Annotated in this window: 14 protein-coding genes; 7 read left to right on the top strand and 7 right to left on the bottom strand. The window is 56.3% G+C overall.

Going from position 1 to position 17,764, the window contains the following annotated elements; genetic code table 11:
- The first annotated feature begins 221 nt into the window (after positions 1–221).
- From CSQ89_RS03820 to CSQ89_RS03810, 3 genes are all read left to right on the top strand, one after another.
- Complete coding sequence (locus tag CSQ89_RS03820; protein WP_099404857.1) at positions 222–998, top strand: hypothetical protein; 777 nt, start codon at positions 222–224, stop codon at positions 996–998.
- Positions 999–1,502: 504 nt separating this feature from the next.
- Positions 1,503–5,957, top strand: coding sequence for a glutamate synthase large subunit (gene gltB, locus CSQ89_RS03815; protein ID WP_099404865.1), 4,455 nt, complete (start codon positions 1,503–1,505; stop codon positions 5,955–5,957).
- Positions 5,958–6,005: 48 nt separating this feature from the next.
- Complete coding sequence (locus tag CSQ89_RS03810) at positions 6,006–7,418, top strand: FAD-dependent oxidoreductase (protein ID WP_099404864.1); 1,413 nt, start codon at positions 6,006–6,008, stop codon at positions 7,416–7,418.
- Between the two features lie 95 nt (positions 7,419–7,513).
- On the opposite strand, the gene CSQ89_RS22380 is transcribed toward CSQ89_RS03810, so the two are convergent.
- Both CSQ89_RS22380 and CSQ89_RS03805 read right to left on the bottom strand, forming a co-directional pair.
- The gene (locus CSQ89_RS22380; RefSeq protein ID WP_158228893.1) at positions 7,514–7,678 is read right to left on the bottom strand and encodes a hypothetical protein; all 165 of its coding nucleotides are present in this window, start codon (positions 7,676–7,678) and stop codon (positions 7,514–7,516) included.
- Between the two features lie 51 nt (positions 7,679–7,729).
- Positions 7,730–8,008, bottom strand: coding sequence for a hypothetical protein (locus CSQ89_RS03805; RefSeq protein ID WP_139022832.1), 279 nt, complete (start codon positions 8,006–8,008; stop codon positions 7,730–7,732).
- A 165-nt stretch (positions 8,009–8,173) separates the two neighbouring features.
- Between CSQ89_RS03805 and CSQ89_RS03800 the strand changes: the two genes are divergently transcribed.
- The 4 genes from CSQ89_RS03800 (at position 8,174) to CSQ89_RS03785 (ending at position 11,356) form a co-directional block, all read left to right on the top strand.
- Complete coding sequence (locus tag CSQ89_RS03800; RefSeq protein WP_308418112.1) at positions 8,174–8,683, top strand: hemerythrin domain-containing protein; 510 nt, start codon at positions 8,174–8,176, stop codon at positions 8,681–8,683.
- A 189-nt stretch (positions 8,684–8,872) separates the two neighbouring features.
- The gene (locus CSQ89_RS03795; RefSeq protein WP_099404855.1) at positions 8,873–9,070 is read left to right on the top strand and encodes a hypothetical protein; all 198 of its coding nucleotides are present in this window, start codon (positions 8,873–8,875) and stop codon (positions 9,068–9,070) included.
- A 149-nt stretch (positions 9,071–9,219) separates the two neighbouring features.
- On the top strand, positions 9,220–9,501 hold the full coding sequence (locus tag CSQ89_RS21960; protein ID WP_139022831.1) for a hypothetical protein: 282 nt from the start codon (positions 9,220–9,222) through the stop codon (positions 9,499–9,501).
- 766 nt (positions 9,502–10,267) lie between these two features.
- Complete coding sequence (locus tag CSQ89_RS03785; protein ID WP_233202954.1) at positions 10,268–11,356, top strand: glycerophosphodiester phosphodiesterase family protein; 1,089 nt, start codon at positions 10,268–10,270, stop codon at positions 11,354–11,356.
- 93 nt (positions 11,357–11,449) lie between these two features.
- Here CSQ89_RS03785 and rfbD read toward each other — a convergent pair whose 3' ends face one another.
- The 5 genes from rfbD to CSQ89_RS03760 form a co-directional block, all read right to left on the bottom strand.
- Positions 11,450–12,322: a dTDP-4-dehydrorhamnose reductase gene (rfbD, locus tag CSQ89_RS03780; RefSeq protein WP_099404854.1), complete on the bottom strand. Its 873-nt coding sequence runs from the start codon at positions 12,320–12,322 to the stop codon at positions 11,450–11,452.
- Positions 12,323–12,334: 12 nt separating this feature from the next.
- A complete protein-coding gene (gene sbcB, locus CSQ89_RS03775) occupies positions 12,335–13,807 on the bottom strand; it encodes an exodeoxyribonuclease I (RefSeq protein ID WP_308418111.1) in 1,473 nt (490 codons plus the stop codon).
- Positions 13,808–14,186: 379 nt separating this feature from the next.
- A complete protein-coding gene (locus tag CSQ89_RS03770; protein WP_099404853.1) occupies positions 14,187–15,023 on the bottom strand; it encodes a dienelactone hydrolase family protein in 837 nt (278 codons plus the stop codon).
- 70 nt (positions 15,024–15,093) lie between these two features.
- Positions 15,094–16,893, bottom strand: coding sequence for an Ig-like domain-containing protein (locus CSQ89_RS03765; protein WP_158228892.1), 1,800 nt, complete (start codon positions 16,891–16,893; stop codon positions 15,094–15,096).
- Between the two features lie 50 nt (positions 16,894–16,943).
- Entirely contained in the window at positions 16,944–17,747 is an 804-nt protein-coding gene (locus CSQ89_RS03760; RefSeq protein ID WP_199065194.1) for a DMT family transporter, read from the bottom strand.
- Positions 17,748–17,764 lie beyond the last annotated feature (17 nt).

Below are 17,764 nucleotides of genomic sequence, written 5' to 3'. Positions count from 1 at the left end.
GGGGGGGGGGGGGGGGGGGGGGGGGGGGGGGGGGGGGGGCGTGTCGGAGCCAGCTGGGCCTGGTTGAGCCTGCCTGCTCGGCTTGTACTGGTTACTCCCAGCTAATGGCGGGTGAACCCATTCTTTCGACACTAAAAGCTCAACGATTGAGTATTGGGTTGACTTAGTCACCAATGCTTCCTCCCCGAACCCACGGGCAACCCGGTATGTAAGTGGTGGCTATGGCAGAGTTGATCGCGTTGCGGACTAGCTGGCTACTATGGTGTGGCGTATTAGGGCTGGGCTCTGGCGTATTGGCTGCGCCTGTAACTGTGTTGGTGGAAGCCTATCCACCCTTTGTGGTGGAGCGGGACAGTACCCCCAGCGGCCCCTACGTGGAGGCATTCTTACGGCTTGCTACCGAGCAAGGGGTAAAAGCGCAGGTCATAACTTTACCCATTCGCAGGGCTGTTACCATGGCCGTGAAAAGTACAGATTACTGCGTGCTTGCATTAAATTTTGACCCGGGAATTGTCAATGCACTGACGTTTTTGGGACGGATCGCGCCGATGGAAATCTGGGTCTATAGCCGTCCGGGCCTAGCGGGTGAAATCAATCGCCTATCGGATTTGAAGAACTTCAGGGTCGGCAGCATCGATATTGCAGAGATTCGCCAGCTGTTGGAGTCGGAAGGGATTCTCTACGAAGCGCTGCAAATAAGCAGTCGCGGTCTGCCCATGCTGATGGCGCGGCGCTTTGATGTCCTGATCAGTGATATCGGGCCCGCCCTGACCACCGGTAAAACCAAGTTTGCTATCGAGCGCCATTTTATGGTGACCCAGGTGGGCCGATGGCTTGCCTGTCATCCCAATACCGATCCGGCGACGCTGACGGCATTGCGACAGGTTGCTCGTGACGGTTTGTTTGCCGAGTCCACACAAGATGTCTGGGCCAAGTATGGGCTGGATGAGTACTACCAGCGGGTGCGCGCGGATGGGGCTGCTAACGCCAAGCCGTGATACTTGCTAGGGTTGGTCAGTGCACGGGTTCCTGGCTATATGGGTAGTTGATTTGCGCTGATAGCGGGGGTTGCGTGACCACAGGTCGCAAATTTGTAATTTTCTGTCAGGATTATGAAAATAATAGATAGTATTTTTTCATAAGTCATTGATTTATAAATATTCATGCGCTGCACAAAATTATTGCGCCTGCAGCCTTCGCTCCGATAGAATCATTCAAGCCTGTCAGAACCGTTTTTGGTTCGGCAGGCTTTGTTTTCGCTGTGCTTGGACGGCTGTTGCCGACCCTTTTCCGCGTTGATCCACGGTATTGCGACACCCGCGCAATGCTCTGCCGCCAGAAGCGATAACCTCGATTGGCTGGCTACAACGCAATGCCCCGTGTGTTTCTACACCGGCCGGAACCAAGCGCCGCTTTCCCCATAGAGGGGCCGCAAAGTGTTTGTGCGTCAAAAGCCCATCTTTCACTGAATGCCGCTCCGCACGTACACGGGTATCACGCATATGGATGACAGACAGCGCCGTCTTGAAGGCACGCTTTACCGCCCCAGCTTCGAGCAGGATTCCTGCGGCTTTGGCCTGATCGCGAATATGGACGACAAGCCTTCCCATTGGCTTGTTTCTACCGCCATTTCCTCGCTAGCCAATCTGACCCACCGCGGTGCGGTGGCTGCCGATGGCAAGTCGGGCGATGGTTGTGGTCTCCTGTTCCGCAAGCCCGATAGTTTTCTGCGTGCTGTGGCGCATGAAAAAGGTTTGGAGTTGGCTCAGCATTACGCTGCTGGCCTCGTGTTTCATAGTGTTGACCTGGAAGTGGGCAAGGCCTCGTTGGCCATATTGAAAGCTGCATTGGAAGAGCAGGGGCTGGACGTAGCGGGATTCCGTACGGTGCCGACCGACACCCGCGCCTGTGGGGAATATGCGCTGAAGACCCTGCCAGCCATTGCTCAGATTTTCGTCAACTGCCCAGCTAATATGGATGCCGCTAGTTTCGAGCGTCGCCTGTATATAGGCCGGCGTCTGGCTGAAAAAGCCAATGTCGGTGATGTCAGCTTCTATGTGCCTACGTTGTCGGCGCATACCATGTCGTACAAGGGCTTGGTAACACCGGAAAACCTGCCGGTGTTCTTCCCCGATTTGCAGGATGAGCGATTTACCTCGTCACTGGCGGTATTCCACCAGCGCTTCAGCACCAACACCTGGCCGCAATGGAAGCTGGCGCAGCCGTTCCGCTATGTGGCCCATAACGGTGAAATCAATACGATTTCGGGTAATCGGTCTTGGGCGCGCGCGCGTGAAGCCATCATGGCTTCGCCGTTGATTCCCAACATGGATGATATCCGCCCCATCGTGCAGACCGATGGGTCGGACTCGATGAGCCTCGACAATATGCTCGAAGGCTTGTTGATGGGCGGGATCGATTTCTTCCGCGCCCTGCGCCTGTTGGTGCCACCTGCCTGGCAGAACGTAGACAGCACCGACAAGGAGCTGCGCGCCTTCTACGAATACAACTCCATGCACATGGAGCCGTGGGACGGCCCGGCCGGCATTGTGCTGACCAATGGCCGCTACGCTGGTTGCATGCTGGACCGCAACGGCCTGCGCCCCGGCCGTTATGTGTTGACCCGTGACCGCCATCTCACGATTTCGTCGGAAATCGGCGTTTGGCCCTACAAGCCGGAAGACGTGGTGAAGAAGGGCCGTGTGCGTCCCGGCCAGATCATTGCAGTCGATATGCAGTCCGGCCAGTTGTTGTTACCCCATGAGATTGACGCCAAGCTCAAGGCGGCCCACCCCTATCGGCGCTGGATCAAGCAATACGCCAACCGTTTGGAACTCTCGATGGATGAAGACGGTGGCAGGCCGGAGTTGAGCCGCGACCAGCTTAATGTCTTCCAGAAGCATTTCCAGGTCAGCTTTGAAGAGCGCGATGCGGTGATTCGTGTGCTGGCGGAAGAGGCGCAGGAGGCAGTTGGCTCGATGGGCGACGACACGCCGATGGCCGTGCTGTCGCAGCGCGTGCGCTCGCCCTACGACTACCTACGCCAGCAATTCGCCCAGGTGACCAATCCGCCGATCGACCCGATCCGCGAAGCGGTGGTGATGTCGCTGAATACCGTGTTCGGGGTTGAGAAGAATATCTTCGAAGAAACCGCCGATCACGCCAAGCGTATCGAGGTGAGCAGCCCCATTCTCAGTTACGAGAAGTTCAAGCTGCTGACCAGCCAGCCGGATGAGCAATTCCGCTCGCAAACCTTCGACCTTTGCTACGACCCGGCGGCAACCGACCTCAAAGGCGCGATTGCCGCCTTGACTGAACAAGTGGTCAAAGCGTCACGCAAAGGCTTGGCGATTGCGGTGTTGACCGATAGGCATATCGCCCACAACCGGTTGCCCATTCACGCCTTGTTTGCTACCGGGGCGGTCCATACGGCCCTGGTGAATGCTGGCTTGCGCTGCAAGACCAACTTGCTGGTGGATACGGCCACCGCGCGCGACTCGCATCATTTTGCCTGCCTGATTGGTTATGGCGCGACGGCTGTGCACCCTTATCTTGCCTATGAAGTGATTGCGGACCTGATCACCACAGGGTCGGTAGGCGACAAACAGTCCGAAGCCATGAGCAAGTTCCGCAAGGGCATCAACAAGGGGTTGTTGAAGGTGCTGTCCAAGATGGGCATCTCAACTGTGGCCTCTTATCGCGGCGCGCAGCTCTTTGAGGGCGTGGGCATTGCCGACGAAATCGTCGAAGCTTGCATGCCGTTTACGGTAAGCCGCATTGGTGGTGCGAACTTTGCCGACTTTGAAGCTGACATGAAAAAGCTGGCCAAGCTGGCGTTCAACCCTATGCGGCCGATTTCGCAAGGGGGCTTGCTCAAGTACGTGTATGGCGAGGAATACCATGCCTACAACCCCGATGTGGTAATGCAACTGCAAAAGGCGGTGCAGAATGGCGATTACGCTGAGTACCTGCGGTATGCCGAGTTGGTCAATACCCGGCCGGTGGCCATGTTGCGTGACTTGATGCGCGTAAAGATTGATCCGGCCAAATCGATTGCTGTTGATGAAGTCGAACCGCTGGAGGCCATTCTCAAGCGTTTTGATTCAGCCGGCATGTCGTTGGGCGCATTATCGCCTGAGGCGCATGAAGCGCTGGCCGAGGGTATGAACCGCCTTGGTGGGCGTTCCAATAGCGGCGAAGGTGGTGAAGACCCGGCGCGCTATGGCACGGTCAAGATGTCCAAGATCAAGCAGGTGGCTTCCGGGCGCTTTGGTGTGACGCCGCACTATCTGGTGAATGCCGAAGTGCTGCAGATCAAGGTTGCCCAAGGCGCAAAGCCTGGTGAGGGTGGGCAATTACCGGGGGACAAGGTAAGCGGCCTGATTGCTCGGCTGCGGCATGCCAAGGAAGGCGTCAGCCTGATTTCCCCACCACCACATCACGATATCTATTCGATTGAAGACCTCGCCCAACTGATTTTTGACCTGAAACAGGTCAACCCAACTGCCTTGGTGTCGGTAAAGCTGGTAGCCGAGCCGGGCGTGGGTACGGTGGCGGCGGGTGTCGCCAAGGCCTATGCGGATTTGATTACGATTTCGGGTTACGACGGCGGTACGGGCGCTTCTCCGCTCAGCTCGGTGAAGTATGCGGGCTCGCCTTGGGAGCTTGGCCTGTCTGAAGCCCAGCAGGTATTGCGAGCCAATGGTTTGCGCGGTCGGGTAAGGGTACAAACCGACGGCGGTCTGAAAACCGGCCTGGATGTGGTCAAAGCCGCCATCATGGGGGCGGAAAGCTTTGGTTTTGGCACGGGCCCGATGGTGGCCCTTGGGTGTAAATTCCTGCGTATTTGCCACCTGAACAACTGTGCGACGGGCGTAGCGACCCAAGAGATCAAGCTGCGGTCCAAGTACTTCATCGGATTGCCGGAAATGGTGGTGAACTACTTCACCTTCGTGGCCCGCGAAACCCAAGAATGGATGGCCAAACTGGGTGTGCGTTCAATGGCCGACCTGATTGGCCGCACCGATTTGTTGGAAATTCTGGAAGGCGAAAGCGAGCGGCAGGGTAAGTTGAATCTCGGTGTACTGTTGAGCCAAGGTGGGATTTCAGAAGACGAACCGCGTTTTTGTACTGCCGAGAGCAACCCGAGTTTCGATAAAGGTGAGCTGGCCGAGAAGATGCTCAAGGATGCCTTGGCGGCCATTACCGCCAAGACCCCACTGGTATTGGAATACAACGTACGCAATATCAACCGTTCAATCGGTGCGCGTCTATCGGGTGAAATCGCCCGCCAACACGGTGCCGATGGTTTGCCGGAAGGCTGCTTGGCAGTACGCTTGAAAGGGTCGGCCGGGCAATCGTTCGGGGTATGGAACGCCAAGGGCTTGCATCTGACCTTGGAAGGCGATGCCAACGACTATGTGGGCAAGGGCATGAATGGCGGCCGGGTGGTCGTTTACCCACCCAAGGAGGTGATGTACCAGCCGCACGAAGCCACCATCATCGGCAACACCTGCCTTTATGGCGCAACCGGCGGTGAGTTGTTCGCCTCGGGGTTGGCCGGCGAGCGCTTTGCGGTGCGCAATTCAGGTGCGTTGGCCGTTGTAGAAGGCTTGGGCGACCATGGTTGCGAGTACATGACGGGCGGCTGCGTGATTGCGTTGGGCCAGACGGGCCTCAACTTCGGGGCCGGTATGACTGGTGGGTTCGCTTTTGTCTACGACCGCGATGAGAAGTTTGCCTACCGTTACAACAACGAACTGATCGATATCCACTTGATCAACGGTGAGGCGATGGGTCAATACCGGGCTTTCCTCAAGGAAAAGATCGAACAGCATGTCGCGTTGACCAGCTCGGTTATCGGGGCGCAAATACTGGAAGACTTCGATGACTATGTCGATTACTTCTGGCTGGTGAAACCGAAGGCCGCCAAGCTGGAAAGCTTGTTGAAAGACTAATCAGAACGCCTCCCTTGCTGGGCAGGGGAGAGCGTCAAGGACACGATGATGGGTGACGTATTCCAGTTCCTGAACCTGCCGCGCGACCCTGGTGCAAAGTTTGACGCCAGCTTCCGTCGCAGCAAGTTCATTGAAATCTATGCGCCGCTTAACAAAAGCGAAGCTGCTGACCAATCCAGCCGTTGCATAAGTTGCGGCAATCCTTATTGCGAGTGGGAATGCCCAGTACACAATTACATTCCGAACTGGCTCAAGCTGGTGCAGGAAGGCAAGTTATTTGAAGCGGCCGAGCTAAGCCACAAGACCAACTCGCTGCCTGAAATCTGTGGCCGCGTCTGCCCGCAAGACCGCCTGTGCGAAGGGGCATGCACGCTTAACCAAGGCGGCTTTGGGGCGGTGACGATAGGCTCGGTGGAAAAATACATCACTGACGAGGCCTACAAGCAGGGTTGGCGGCCGGATATGAGCCAGGTTGTAAAGACCGACAAGCAAGTGGCTATTATTGGTGCTGGGCCTGCGGGCCTTGCCGCTGCCGACATGCTGGTGCGCAATGGCGTCAAACCGGTGGTGTTCGACCGTTATGAGGAAATTGGCGGGTTGCTGACCTTTGGCATTCCTGAATTCAAGCTGGAAAAGGACATCGTCCGCCGCCGCCGTTCGATTCTGGAAGAAATGGGCGTTGAGTTTCGCCTCAATACGGAAATCGGCAGCGACATCGAATTTGAGACCCTGTTGAAGGACTACGACGCGGTCTTCATGGGTATGGGAGCCTATCAGTACATGAAGGGCGGCTTCCCCGGCGAGGACCTGCCCAATGTATTGGAAGCGCTGCCTTTTCTGGTCAATAACATCCGCCATCGTATGGGCACCCTGCCGGCTGGTGAAGTGCACATGAATTTGGCAGGCAAACGGGTAGTAGTGCTGGGTGGTGGCGATACCGCCATGGACTGCAACCGCACCAGCGTCCGCCAGGATGCAGCCAAAGTCACCTGCGCCTATCGCCGTGACGAAGCCAATATGCCGGGTTCCAAGCGTGAAGTGGGGAATGCCAAAGAAGAGGGCGTCGAGTTTCTGTGGAATCGTCAGCCGGTTGAGATTCTGCAGCAGAATGGGCAATTGGGTGTAAAGCTGATGACGACGCAATTGGGAGAGCCGGACGCCAAGGGGCGCCGTTCGCCCGTGATCGTGCCCGGCTCGGAACAAGTCATCCCTTGCGACCATGTCATCATCGCCTTTGGCTTTGAAGTGAAGCCCGAGGAATGGTTTGCCACCAACGGCATCAAGACTGACGCACGTGGCCGTACGCTGGCGCAGGAGCGGCAAGCCTTCAAGCACCAAACCAGCAACCCGAAAGTCTTTGCCGGCGGTGACCAAGTGCGCGGCGCTGATTTGGTGGTGCGCGCAGTATTCGAAGGCCGCCAAGCGGCGGAGGGCATATTGGCTTATCTGGGTGTTTGGTAGCCGGCCGTAAATCCAAAAAGCTGCAGCTGTCGTGAGGCAGGTGCAGCTTTTTACTTTTTTGCGTGTCACGTAGTGAACAACCTAGCCTGGGTTTACTACGTGGTGATGATTGCCTCGACATCGATCTCCGCCACTTTTACTTGTTGCCCAAGGCGTTGTAGGTAGCGCTGCATGTGGGCATCGTATGTTTCGTTGGCTGAGTAATCTCCGCCTGATTTGGGCTTATCGTCTCGTGGAGTGATGTTGGGTATATCGAGCATGTAGAGATTGCAACGGCAAAATGTAAAGCTTGCCTGTGGCTGTGCCCAGCACTAATTCGATGGCGTTAGCAACCAACGTGGGTAATGCTTATGCAGGTTGTAAGCGATGCCATGGCTGTTAGCACAACCGATAGGGCCGAGATAGTCTGGATAGCCACCACAAGGGGATACCTGAACGGCAAAGCCCAAAGCAACGTATAGCCGTACATGGGCTCCCGCTTGGGAATAGGTGACGATGCCACTCGGGTCATCGTCAGCCGCACCGGTAACCAAACCCGGGCCCAGGGTGTTGAACCGACGGCGCATCCTGGAGGTCTGCTCAGCCGACATGATGATTATTCTTTTCTGCGTGTAGGGGCGAGTAGGCTGAAGCGCTAGCAAGCCGCATGCCGTACAAGGTGGGTTGGAAGGCACACAGCTGGCGTTGTTGGGAACACCAATTGCCTGCTTAGCTGGTAGGCAGCGTTACCCGGACGCTGCCTTACTGGAGAAACGATGATGACTGCCACGCAAGCGAAAAAGGATAGTGTGCCCCGCAAAACGGCTGAACCCAATGCTGTTGATATGCTGGTTGCCGACCATAAAAAAGTGAAGAAGCTATTCAGTGATTACGACAAGCTGATCGGCAAGGGTGGCAACAAGGAAAGAGGCGAGTTGGCGTTGCAAATCTGCAATGAATTGAAAGTCCATACCGAGGTCGAAGAGACCATCTTCTACCCCGCGCTGCGCCTGGATGAAAAAACAGACCGGCTGTTGGATGAAGCCGTGGTTGAGCATGCGAGCGCAAAAGCGTTGATTGAACAGATCCTCCAGATGCGTCCCAATGACTCTTTTTACGATGCCAAGGTGACGGTGCTCGGTGAATACATCAACCACCACGTCAAGGAAGAGGAAGAAGAGATGTTCCCCCTGGCCAAGAAAAAGCTGGACCTAGCTGAACTCGGCGATGAAATGAGCAAGAAAAAGAAACTTCTGCTTGCACGCATCGACAAAAGACCCTCGTAAGTATTGCAACCCCGCCGGGGGTATGTCTGAAGCGGCTTGGAGCATGCCATAAACAGGCCGCTTTTCAGACTACGACTACAGCCCAGGAATGCGACTTGCTGGGTATTTGAAAAGCGATGCATCCAAATTATCTCTATTGGGTGTGGACATTGATTTTCAACTTTTGCTTTCTGAATAAAGGGGAACACCATGATCCAGGAAACCTATCCCATCACGCCGTTGGTGAAAGGACCCCAGCGAAAACATCCCGTTACCCTTGCATTTAAAAATGAGCAAAAGAGCCAGGCCGAACGCATTAAGGAACTTAATCTGGACGAGGCGGGTACCTTGCTCAACCCGGCAGTTCACGATGTGTATGCTGCCAATGCAGAGTTCTTTATCCAGTAGTGATTGATATTGTTTGTGATTAAGTGCGCCATTTTGATTTTGAAACAAGGAATCGTGACCACGAGCCTGAATAGTGGCTTGTACTCATCATCGTGAAGCCGCAACTGTGTTTTCACGCGAAGGCGGGAAACCCGCGGAGTGAGGAAAAGATGACGAATAGACAAATAAGGCAAACAGCGCTAAACCAGCGGATAGTCCGTACTATCCGCAATCCTTCATCAAGCAGAAGCCTATCGCCAGAGCAGGAAGCAGGCTGGGTCAATCATGGTTGGGATGATTTCGATACCGTGCAACGCCAACTTGATGAGGCTGAAGATAGTGAGGTAACGCGTGGCGAAGGTGAACAAATGAGTTTGGATTTGGACGCCCATGCCAGCTTGCGCAGGTGTGCGTTGAAGTTACTTAGTCAATCGGTTGCTGCAGCCTGCTGACAGTAAATCGCCAAGCAATCAGCTAAATTTGAGCTGGTCTTCCCTGCTTGGTGGCGCTGCGATGTTGCAAACCATCTACCTTCACCTGTCCGCCCCTGGCAAGCCTGTCTGGGGCCAACCTTGCAACGGTTGTGGCGTCTGCTGCGCAGCCGAGCCCTGCCCAGTTGCACGCCGGGTATTCGGCGTCCAAAGCGGTGCGTGTCCAGCATTGGCGTGGCAGCCAGACCAATCGCGCTATGGTTGTGACCTGCTGCTTCGGCCTGGGCGATATAGCCGTTGGTTGCCCGTAAACTGGCAACGCTGGTGGTGGTATAGGCAGATCGCGGCAGGGTGTGGGTGTGATTCGGATGCGGAGCTGTCACCTTAGAACCTGTCTAAAGTCTGCTGTGCGTCGGCAATATGGCGTTGAAAACACCCTCGGCATGCACATTTACCACGCGTAAACTCCGCTTCCTCGGCTGCTTTCGCCTTATCTTGCCCTCGCTCGCGAGACTTTAGACAGGTTCTGAGAGCCTGTTGACGATCTTACTGCGCAACCGTGATCAGCGTTCATATGCTGCTCGAAAGTCCCCGCAAGAAGTTCACAGCCTCATGTACCCACGTACATTCCGGTTTCTGTACCGCGCTCCCCTGCTGACGATTGCTTGACGTCTGTTACGTGTTGGTGACAGGGCATTGACAGGGTAAATGCGTATTTCGTACGCGTTCGTAACGCAGCATGATTAATGGGCAATATCAATTGAACAGGTTCTTGTAGGCAGCAGTATTGGCGGCCCACCAAGAAGTACAGCTAGAAAAGGACAGATGGGTGCAACAGGCCGGTAGAAAAACTTCCAAACAATGCTGTGCCCAACGGCCCAGCATCCCCTCGCAACAAACCCATATCTACTTGAAAACACTGCTCAGTATTGTGGTGGTCGCTACGCTGAGCGCCTGTGGCGTTTTGCCCCTTGGTCAAAGCAACACCGCGTTCGAGAAGCCCAGCAGGAAGCTGCCACTTATCATTGCGCATCGTGCCGGCGCAGATGACTACCCGGAAAATACATTGCTTGCGATCGAAGGGGCGCTGCGTAACCGTGCCGATGTAATCTGGCTTACGGTGCAATTAAGTCGCGATGGTGTGCCAGTGCTCTATCGTCCAGCCGATTTGGCGGCAAATACGAATGGCGCCGGGCCGGTTGCGGATAAAAACTTACATGAGTTGCAGCAGCTGAATGCCGGCTGGCAATTTACGCATGCCGGCAACGACGGTACGAAAGCCTACCCATACCGGTCACAAGCCTTGCCAATCCCCTCGCTAGAGCAGGCATTGCAAGCGATCCCAGATTCGGTTCCACTTATTCTTGATATGAAGGCGCTGCCTGCCGAGCCACAAGCGCAGGCTGTCGCGCAGATTCTGGACAAGATGCATGCCTGGAGCCGTGTACTGATCTATTCGACAGATGCTTCCTATCAGTCCGCCTTCGAAAAATTCCCGCAGGCAAAGCATTTTGAATCGCGTGATCAGACGCGTGGCCGGCTTGCCACCATGGCATTGGCGCAAGAGTGTGTATCGCCACCCCCAAAAGACAGCTGGGTCGCCTTTGAATATCGGCGCAAGGTTCAGCTTTTGGAAGCCTTCACACTGGGTGAGGCACGCTCTTCGGTTACTGCAAAGCTATGGACGCCCACTTCAGTCGATTGCTTCCGCTCCAACGGGAAGGTCAATATTATTGCGATCGGCATCAATGGCGCGGAAGACTACCGTGCTGCTGCCTGTCTCGGCATCGATGCGGTACTTGCGGACTCGCCACAAAAAATGCAGGCCATCAGATCCAGTCAGACGAATGTAATCGATTGCCAGTCGGGTCGATAACTCGCCGACAGTGAATCAGTTTTCAAACCGATTCACAGTTTTACGGTGTGTTTTGAGCAGAAGCGAAAAGCACCATTCAGTGACTGGCGTGGTTTAGCGTTGATCCTCAAAACACATGGCCAGTGCTTCCTCCCAACTAGGCGGTATCAAGCCAAACGTGTCGTGCAGCTTTTCCTGGTTGAGCCGTGAATTTTGCGGTCGTTTCGCGGGGGTTGGGTAGTCTTCTGTCGCTATGTCATTGAGCGTGCTGGGTACCTTATCGCCACGCGCGGCTGCCAGCCGGAAGATGGCTTCGGCGAAGCCGTACCAGCTGGTCGTACCGCTATTCACCAAATGGTAGGTGCCTGATACGCCTTGCCAGTCGGGCTGGCGGGCGATGATGTGGCTGCTGAGGTCGGCAATGGTGCGGCACCACGTCGGTGCGCCGATCTGGTCGGCAACGATATTCATGCTGTCGCGCTCGCGGCCGAATTTCAGCATGGTCAGGAGAAAGTTCTTACCACGTGCGCCATACACCCAGCTGGTACGCAGGATGAGATGGTTGCAGCCACTGGCGCGGATGGCTTCTTCCCCCGCCAGTTTGCTGGCCCCGTAGATGTTTGGCGGTGCGGTGGCGTCGCTCTCCTGCCAGGGCGTCGTGCCTTCGCCCGAGTAGACATAGTCGGTGGAGTAATGAATCAGCGGGATACCAAGCCGTTGGGCCTCTTCTGCCAACACGCCGGGGGCCGTGGCGTTGATGGCGAAGGCGACATTAGGTTCGCTTTCCGCTTTATCAACCGCGGTGTAGGCAGCAGGGTTGACGATGAGTGTGGGCTTGAGGGCTCGTACTGCGTCACGCAAGGCCGTTGGGTCGGCTAAGTTGAGTTCAGCGCTGCCGGGGGCGTGGATTGTCCCTAGCCCTTGCAGGCTGCGGCGCAGTTCATGACCAACCTGGCCGTTAACGCCAGTGAGTAAGATGGTATGCATAGTTGTTCTTAATTAAAGCAGGTCTTCGGTTTGCTGTTCGGCAAACGCTTCCAGTTCATCAAGTAAGGCCATCGCGGCAGCGTCGTCTTCACGTTCGGTGCGCAGGGCGGCGAGTTTCTCGTGCAGCGTGTCTAGGTTGAGATAGCCATGCGCGCCATCGAGCAGCCGTTCAGCCCGGTGCTGCTGCCAGCGGACTTGATCGGGCTCGCTAAGGCTATTGGGCCAGTTGCGCGCACGGTAGCGAAACACGACTTCATGCAAGCGTGTGTCGGTAAAGTTGAGCGCCATGCCTGCCAATGCCTGTGGGGTAGCGGCGCGGCATTTGTCGAGCTGGCGACGGTCGCCATCGCCTAAGAAGCCGTCGTACAGCGCTTCATCCACATCACGGGTTGGCAGGTTCTGTTCGCGGCTATATACCTGTTTGAGCTTGTTGGCCAGCGTTTTGCTGTGTTGGGCTAATAGTCCGGCAAGCTTGCTGGCGTTCGCTTGGGCGTTGACGAGGTCAATCCGCAGTGCGTCGGCGCGCTCGGCGCTCAGCACCTTGAGGTTGCTGACGACGACGGGCGATTTATTCAGGTGCACGGTCTTGATCGGCAGCCGGGTCTGTCCTTCCGGCAAGTCTTCTGTACGGGTGAACAGGCGGGTACGGATTTGCTCGGCACTGAGGTCAAACAGTTCGGCCGGGTCGTATTGCAAGTCCCACAGTGGCACTTCGTTTTTGTTGGTTGGGTGCGCGCCGATAGCGGCGACGGTGGCCAAGCAACCCTGGGTTGCCGGGTACATGCCTGACACATGCAGGAATAGATGGCCGTCGTACGGGCCGATTTCTGTCGCTACAGCATCTTTCTTGCGCAACTTGAAGCAGAAATCGAACAGGCGAGGTTGCTGGGCCTTAATCAGGCGGGCAAAGGCAATGGTGGCGCGTACATCGCTCAGCGCGTCGTGCGCAGCTTCGTGGGCCAAGCCGTTGGCGCGAGTCAGGTGCTCCAGCTTGAAGCTTGGCACGCCACTGCCGTCTTCGCGCTCTGGCCAGACGATGCCTTCAGGGCGGAAGGCATAGGTAGCGCGTACGCAGTCGAGCAAATCCCAGCGTGAACAGCCGTTTTGCCATTCCCGGCCATAGGGGTCGATCAGGTTACGCCAGAACAGATGGCGGCTGAGCTCATCGTCAAACCGCAAGGTGTTGTAGCCCACGCCACAAGTACCATAGGTCGCCAGCTCGGCATGCAGCCGGTTGACGAATTCGGCTTCGGGCACCCCCTTCTGAGCTGCCATTTGTGGGGTAATGCCGGTGATCAGCACCGATTCAGGGTCGGGCAGGAAGTCATTGGTAGGCTGGCAGAACCATTCCACAGGGTCGCCGATGGGGTTCAGGTCGAGGTCGGTGCGTATGCCGGCGAACTGCGCCGGCCTGTCGCGCTGCGGGCGTATGCCGAAGGTTTCGTAGTCGTGCCAGAAAAAGCTGGGTGATGCGGACATGGGCATGGATGGTCTGATAAGGAATGGCGGCACTCTAGGCCGGCTTGCGTTTGTGGGCAATTAGGTTATTGCGGCGGTGCAAAAAAAACAGGCACACCGTGAGGTGTGCCTGAAGCACTTACTTACTTCTGGGGATTTGTTAACGATGTTGCGTGCGTTGCCCGCGGCACATCTTGATATAGGTCATGCTCGTTAGAACCTGTTTACGATCTTACTGCGCAGCCGTGATCAGAGTTCATGTGCTGCTCGAAATCCTCATGTACCCACATACATTCCGTTTTCTGCGCTGCGCTTCACCCTGCTGACAGCTGCTCGCGACAGATCGTAAACAGATTCTTAGAACGAGTTTCTCTCTTACTGCGCGTTTCTATCGCGGAACAGGTTTTTAAACGCCGTTCTGCTTGAACCACGCCAACAACCGCTTCCAGCCATCTGTGGCCGCCTCAGCGTTATAGCTGGGGCGGTAGTCGGCATGAAAGCCATGTGGCGTATCAGGATAGACCACGATTTCAGCTGTTTTGTTGGCATTTTTCAGCGCAGCGCGCATTTGTTCGATAGAGGCAACCGGGATGCCAGTATCTGCTCCGCCATACAGCCCCAATATCGGGGCGTTTAATGCATCGGCCACATCAAGAGGATGCTTGGGGGTAAGGGTGGTGGAGTCACCTACCAGCCGGCCATACCAAGCCACGCCTGCCTTGAGCGTCGGGTTATGGGCGGCATACAGCCAAGTAATACGCCCGCCCCAGCAAAAGCCGGTGATGCCAAGCCTTGCAGTATCAGTTTTGCCGGTGCCTTTGGCCCAGGCCACGGTTTTGTCCAAGTCGCCCATCACCTGGGCGTCGGGTACTTTCGATACCACTTTCTGCACGATGTCGGGGATGTTGGCGATCTTCGATACATCGCCTTGCCGTGCATACAGTTCCGGGGCGACGGCAAAGTAGCCGGCCTGGGCCAGCCGGCGGCATACGTCGCGGATGTATTCGTGTACCCCAAAGATTTCCTGCACCACCAAGATCATGGGAAAAGGGCCTTTGCCCTGTGGCATGGCGCGGTAGGCGGGCATATCGCCGCCTTGCGCGGGAATCTTCACTTCACCTGCAACCAAGCCTTCGCTAGAGGTGCTGATTACTTCTGCGGCAGCATCCGGCATGACAGCCAGCGCAAAGCCGGTGGCGAGCGATACAGTAACGAATTCACGGCGGTTAATGCTGGGTGGCATGCGTGCTCCGGCTAGTTGGGCGAATAAGGGGAGGAAGTCCTTGCTATGGCAGGGGCGCGAAAGTGGCAGGTCAGTTGGGTGAGGTACAGTCCAGCACAGTGCCGAATGGGCTGTCGACGTTGGGTGGTGGCACTAGGCTGTCCAGGATGTCATCGACCAAAGGAAGCAGGGTAAAGAAACGCACGCTTTGTGGCAGATTGCTGCCGATGCTGCCTGCGTAGGCTTCGATACGTACATCCAACCAATCGGCACGCTCACGTGGGTAGAGCAGGTTGATTGTTGCCAAACCATTGCTGTCGCTGACTGCGGTACGGGTGATGGTCTCGGCTGGTGTGGGGTCGAGCTGGCCATTGCCGTTCAAATCCTCACCGGCGTCGAGCGAATCGTTGCTGTTGGTGTCTTCTTTAGCGCAGCTTAAGGAGGGTAGGGAAACGACCCATACTCCAGCAACATTGTCATAAACCAGGAAGCCCTTGTAGTAGCGTTCGGGTTTAACTCGAAATTCGACAGTCTGGTTGCTTACCGGGTTGCCAGCCGAATCGGTCACGATGGCAGTGAATTGCTTGCTGTAGAAATTGGGGTTGGTGCTCAGTACAAGGTTATTGTCCCGTACGAGGGAAATTGCCACGCCAGCCTGTGCCACGGTAAGCCTTGTGGTAGAGGTGATGCTGGTGGCGACTGTTGCCTCCACAGTCACGCCGTTTATGCCCGAAGCCACTCCGCCGGAGGTATAGGTAATGCTGGCCTGGCCCCCGTTGTTGCTGCGTACCAGGGCGGCGGAAAGCGATCCACCTGTGCTGTCCACGATGATATTGAAGCTGACGGGTTGGTCTGCCACGAGATTGCCGTTGGCGTCGCGCACCGTGGCAGTCAGTTGGGTTTCTTCACGCAGGCCTAGGGTGCTACGCGTCGATTGCAGCGCGATACTGGCAGGCGTGGTGGCCTTTACATTGAAACTGAGCTGGGTGCTGCCGCTGGGTAGGCTGGCTGTGACCACTACCGGGCCTGCCGAGTTGCTGCTGAAACTGGTGCTGACATCGCCGTTGGTATCGGTTGTCGCAGTGCTGCTAGTGAGTATGCCGCGACTGGCGGCGAAATTGACGTTTACCCCTGTCTGCGGTGTGCCATTGATAGCGTAATGGGCGGTCAGCGTCTGGCTTGCACCTACCAACACGTCGGTGGCGGCAGCGGGCGCTGTGAAACTGAGGCTTTGCACACTGTTGACGGTGACGACGCTAGTGGCGATGGCGCCCAAGGCGGTAATGGTTAATGTGTCTGGCCCGGTATTCTGTCCGGTTAGGGTAAGGGATACCCTGCCCAGGCTATCAGTTGGGCCGGATAGGACAACTGGGTTACCTGCCGAGCTGGTGACGTTGACGACTTGGTTGGCAATGGGTTGGCCGGCCGAATTGGTCAGAACTGCCGACAATACAGCCTGCCCGCCAACCACGGTATCGAGATTGCCGCTTACGGCAAGGCTGGTGCCCTGTACCGTTACTTGCAATTTGGCGTTTTGGCTGCCCAGTTGGGCGGTGACCACAATGGTGCGATTTGCAGGGTCGCCTGCGGTAGACAACAGAGCAGTGGCAGTGCCGCTGGCATCGGTTGTGGCCACAATCGAATTCAGGTTGCCTGAGTCACTGCTGAAACTTACTGTCTGGCCGCTGACAACCCGGTTGCTCTGATCCTTTACCACCGCGGTTAACGCAAGGCTGGTTTGGCCGTCGGAAGCCAAGTTATTGCTGTCGGCGTACAGCGCAATCTGGTAGGTAACTGCGCTACTGCTACTCGCCGGTGCACCGCCGCCGCAGGCTGTCAGCAGATAGCAGCATACGCAAAGCAGAAAAGCACGGACAGAGAAGGCAAGCACAGCAGGTTCCTTGATATGTTGGAGCTGCAACGCGCGATTGGCCAGACTTGTTAGGTACTTATGTGCTGTCGTGGAGGATTGATGCTACCCAGCAATAAGCCGGCAAAAATGCCGTTGATACCTGCGAGATGGAACCACTCGAAACGTTCGCCCAAAAAAACGATGGCCAACAGCGTACCGAACACCGGCATCAGGTGGATGAAGTTACCCGCCCGCGCCGGACCAACCTGGGCCACGCCATAGTTGTAGAACAAGTACGCCAACACTGAAGGAAAAATACCCGCATAAAGGAAGGTGGCTACATTACTTGGTGTCAACGCCGCAACACGTCCTTGGGCGAGTTCCCACCAAAAGAAGGGGGCAATGCATACGAGGCCTACCACAATCAGTATCAACAAGAGCCCCAACCGATCGATTTTTGGGTCGAGCCGGCGCAGCAGCAGGGTGTAGACCGCCCAGTCCAGCGCAGCCAGCAGCAGTAAGACGTCACCTTGGTTAATGTCGAGTGCTAGCAGCCGATTCAGTTGGCCGTGGGTGAAGATCGTCATTACCCCTACAAAGCTGATTGCCACGCCCGCAGCCTGGCGGCGGTTAAAAGACTCGCGCAGAAAAATGGCACCCAGCGGCAGGATAAGGATGGGGATAAAGCTGTTGGTGAGCACTGCATTGGTCGCACTGGTGAAATGCAAGTCGGCATAAGCCAACGAATTAAAGGCGGCCACGCCAACTGCCCCCAGCAGTAACACACGCCGCCAGCTTGCCTGTAATACAGCGCGGTTGCGCCATGTGCGGCCAATGGCAAAGGGCAGCAGAATCACCAATGCGATAACCCAGCGGCCAAAACTGAGCGACATAGGCGGAATCGCCGCAT

Origin of the sequence: Chitinimonas sp. BJB300 (genome assembly GCF_002735695.1) — a bacterium.
GTDB lineage: Bacteria > Pseudomonadota > Gammaproteobacteria > Burkholderiales > Chitinimonadaceae > Chitinimonas.
Note: the sequence above shows the minus strand (reverse complement) of the source record. Positions and strands in the feature narration are given on the sequence as shown.

Excerpts from the sequence above, each read along its gene's own strand:
- CSQ89_RS03820 (WP_099404857.1), top strand. The coding sequence starts at position 222 with ATGGCAGAGTTGATCGCGTTGCGGACTAGCTGGCTACTATGGTGTGGC.
- gltB (WP_099404865.1), top strand. The coding sequence starts at position 1,503 with ATGGATGACAGACAGCGCCGTCTTGAAGGCACGCTTTACCGCCCCAGC.
- CSQ89_RS03810 (WP_099404864.1), top strand. The coding sequence starts at position 6,006 with ATGGGTGACGTATTCCAGTTCCTGAACCTGCCGCGCGACCCTGGTGCA.
- CSQ89_RS22380 (WP_158228893.1), bottom strand. The coding sequence starts at position 7,678 with ATGCTCGATATACCCAACATCACTCCACGAGACGATAAGCCCAAATCA.
- CSQ89_RS03805 (WP_139022832.1), bottom strand. The coding sequence starts at position 8,008 with ATGTCGGCTGAGCAGACCTCCAGGATGCGCCGTCGGTTCAACACCCTG.
- CSQ89_RS03800 (WP_308418112.1), top strand. The coding sequence starts at position 8,174 with ATGATGACTGCCACGCAAGCGAAAAAGGATAGTGTGCCCCGCAAAACG.
- CSQ89_RS03795 (WP_099404855.1), top strand. The coding sequence starts at position 8,873 with ATGATCCAGGAAACCTATCCCATCACGCCGTTGGTGAAAGGACCCCAG.
- CSQ89_RS21960 (WP_139022831.1), top strand. The coding sequence starts at position 9,220 with ATGACGAATAGACAAATAAGGCAAACAGCGCTAAACCAGCGGATAGTC.
- rfbD (WP_099404854.1), bottom strand. The coding sequence starts at position 12,322 with ATGCATACCATCTTACTCACTGGCGTTAACGGCCAGGTTGGTCATGAA.
- sbcB (WP_308418111.1), bottom strand. The coding sequence starts at position 13,807 with ATGCCCATGTCCGCATCACCCAGCTTTTTCTGGCACGACTACGAAACC.
- CSQ89_RS03770 (WP_099404853.1), bottom strand. The coding sequence starts at position 15,023 with ATGCCACCCAGCATTAACCGCCGTGAATTCGTTACTGTATCGCTCGCC.
- CSQ89_RS03760 (WP_199065194.1), bottom strand. The coding sequence starts at position 17,747 with ATGTCGCTCAGTTTTGGCCGCTGGGTTATCGCATTGGTGATTCTGCTG.